The 2,800-nt window shown below is 42.4% G+C and carries 2 protein-coding genes; both read right to left on the bottom strand.

Annotated features, from left to right (window positions below):
* Nucleotides 1-116 precede the first annotated feature (116 nt).
* On the bottom strand, nt 117-962 hold the full coding sequence (locus BACCELL_RS19985) for an alpha/beta hydrolase (RefSeq protein ID WP_007213848.1): 846 nt from the start codon (nt 960-962) through the stop codon (nt 117-119).
* Nucleotides 963-1,403: 441 nt separating this feature from the next.
* On the bottom strand, nt 1,404-2,800 hold a 1,397-nt coding region (locus BACCELL_RS19990; protein WP_007213850.1), incomplete at its 5' end, for a DUF3868 domain-containing protein.

Genomic DNA, 2,800 nt, shown 5'->3' on the forward strand with positions numbered 1-2,800 from the left:
TTATTTTCCCTATATTTAAAACAAACTTCCCGCTCTACTGTTTTTTCAAGAGTTGAAACTATTCAGATTATTAACAGTATAAAAGAGAACATAACAAAATGCTATGTGTCTCAATACTAACGCATGAACAAGGACTTCAGGCCATCAAACATACCTGGAAGGGCTATTGTACCATGCACTTCGTCCGGGAACTTTTTGTATATAGCACGCAGATGTTGGCTCTTCATCTCTGGAATGATTCTTTCTCCTAAACTGTCAGCCAATGCGAACTGGTCCAACTTCACATTAGGACGTTGGCGGGTAGCAAAGGCAACATAGAGTTGTTTTCCCGAAAAGTCCTTCTGACCAACTTCTTTCTCGGCTTGCTTCAGGAAAACTCCCCGGTCCCACCATAAGCTGGGATCTATTGCCATGAAGGTATCAAACGACTCAGGATAGTCGAGTAGAACCTGTAGGGTAAATAAACCTGCGTATGAATGTCCTACTAAGAAATTGCGGCCGTTGGCAGAAACTTTTTTTTCTATTTCCGGGCGCAGTTCTTCAGTTAAGAAACGATAGAAAGCCTTCATCCCTCCACCTTTTGGAGTATCTTCAGGCTGAATACTGCCATCCCGTCGTGCAGCCGAACTGGTAGGGGTGAAATCTCTGGTACGGTCTGTATTCAAAACAGCGACTACAACACAAGGGGGTAATGAAGAAACCCTTGAAGAAGCAAAGAAACGGGTAAAACCTACTACGGAATGGAAAAATACATCTCCATCCAATAAGTAGAGAACCGGGTAGTCTTTTTCTTCTTCACCCGGTTGTTTTTCCGGTTTATAAATCCAGTACATCCTTTCTTCATTCAGTATGTTGGAGAATAAAGAATGGCGGGTTCCTATATTAATAGAGTCCTGCCCTTGTACCGGTAGAGAAGACGTCCAAGCTATCGTAATAAGCAATACTATATAAAAACTTTTCATTTTATCTGATTCTTGTTACAAAGTTGGAAGAAAATATTGGTTTTATCAATCCCTACTTGTGGGTATTTTGGGTAGGATTATTCGCCAAAGTTGGTCATAAATCTCTATCTCTTTCTTCTTTTGTTACAAGCTTCTGTCATTATCCCAATTCAGGTTTTTTCTTTTTGACGAATAAGTCGTTTGTAATCGGTTCTATTTCAATCGTATAATAAGGCTACACCCTTTGCTCGGAATGGCTACACCCTTTTGTGCTCAGGGCTACACCATCCTGACCAAAGGGTGTAGCTATCCTGATGTTTGGCTAATGAGATAAAATCATAGCTTCTCTTTGAAGTAAAAGTGTGTGATTTACTTTTACATCGTAATTGAATGAGGTACATAAAAATAGAAAATCCCCGGAACTGATTAAAATTCCGGGGATTCTCTATTCTATTCTCTCTGTTACTTCTTTATCTTTATCACTTTTTCTATTTCTTCCAAATTATACCGGGCTGCTTCGTTACCATTCCGGGCAGCTTTGGTAAATTCAACAATAGCTTGATCCTTATTGCCACTCAGCAGGTAGTAGATGCCGTTATTATTTGCATATTCGGCTGTCTGTTTATTGGATTTATCCAGATACTTCCGGGCATCGGGCAAATCTTTTTTAGACAAGGCTACAGCGGCAGCATTCAAGTTGGCTACTTCGTCATCAGGATACATACGTACAGCGATGTCGAAAACCTTGATAAAGTCGTCGCCACCTTTGGGATAGCTGTTGGCCACCAGATACATCTCGTTCAAACTGAGATATTGGGGCTGTGTCTTGATAATCTCTTTTCCTTCGTCTACTTTGAAATTGGCAATCGTATAGTCTATGCGGCAATTCACTTTACGGAGTGCAGGGTATAATTCCTTTAGCATTGTACGATAGGGAGCGCCACCACCTACACGTTTTATTTCCTCTTTCCGGCGGGCTATATCGCTGGTGTTTCGGATGATATTGAGGAATTCGGTTTTCTCTTTCGTGTTAGAGGCTTCCAGAGCTTTTACCAGTCCTTCCCAATTTTCACCGCCAAAGGAGACATTGTAGAGATTGGCAGGAATCTGTTCGTGTACGGACAGATATTTCTTCAACGCTTCGGCACGGCTCTTAGATAGTTGCTCATTGAGTTTAAGCGGTCCTTCGGGGGAAGCAAATCCTTCAATGTAAACACCGGTAATGGTTAACTTCTTGTCATTCTGTACCTTATTGAACATCTCCCGGATATTCCGCAACTCCGTCTGATTGTTCATGAAATCCGGTAGAATAACGGACTTGCCTACGGGGAAATCGAGATGAGCTTCATATTGTTCGCTACGTGCTTTTACTACTTCTGCTTTCGGCTGAATGTAAGAGGGGACAGGTTGCAGTGCAGCCAGACGTTTGGTCTCCGTAGAAACTCCGTTCATAATCATTTCCTGTGTCAGTACCTCCTGGTGTCCTCCGCATCCGCATAAATCTTCTTCCAGATTCAGATAAGCATTTTCCATCCATGGTTCGTAAGGAATGACTTGTGTGTAGTTCAGAACTTCCTGAGTATTGTAAGGTATCTCCATATTAGTTGTTTTATCCAAAGCCATGGCGCGGAGATAGGCCTTTTGCCTTCTGCGTCCGTTGATAACGATTTCTGGCAATACGACATTATTGTCCGGACCTGTCAGTATGGGAGTTAGCGTTAGGGTGCGGTCATTGCTGACTTTCAGGTTCCGCACATCCATCTGCATATTTATGTAGAGCGACTCTCCCTGTTGCCATAGGGAGGCATTGGTGATGTTGATGGCATCTTTATAGAATTTTTGCGCGCTGACCGGAAGTG

This window comes from Bacteroides cellulosilyticus DSM 14838 (assembly GCF_000158035.1).
GTDB classification, from domain to species: domain Bacteria; phylum Bacteroidota; class Bacteroidia; order Bacteroidales; family Bacteroidaceae; genus Bacteroides; species Bacteroides cellulosilyticus.

What these genes read in the sequence shown, in the direction of transcription:
- BACCELL_RS19985 (WP_007213848.1), bottom strand. Translation starts at nt 962, where the DNA reads ATGAAAAGTTTTTATATAGTATTGCTTATTACGATAGCTTGGACGTCT.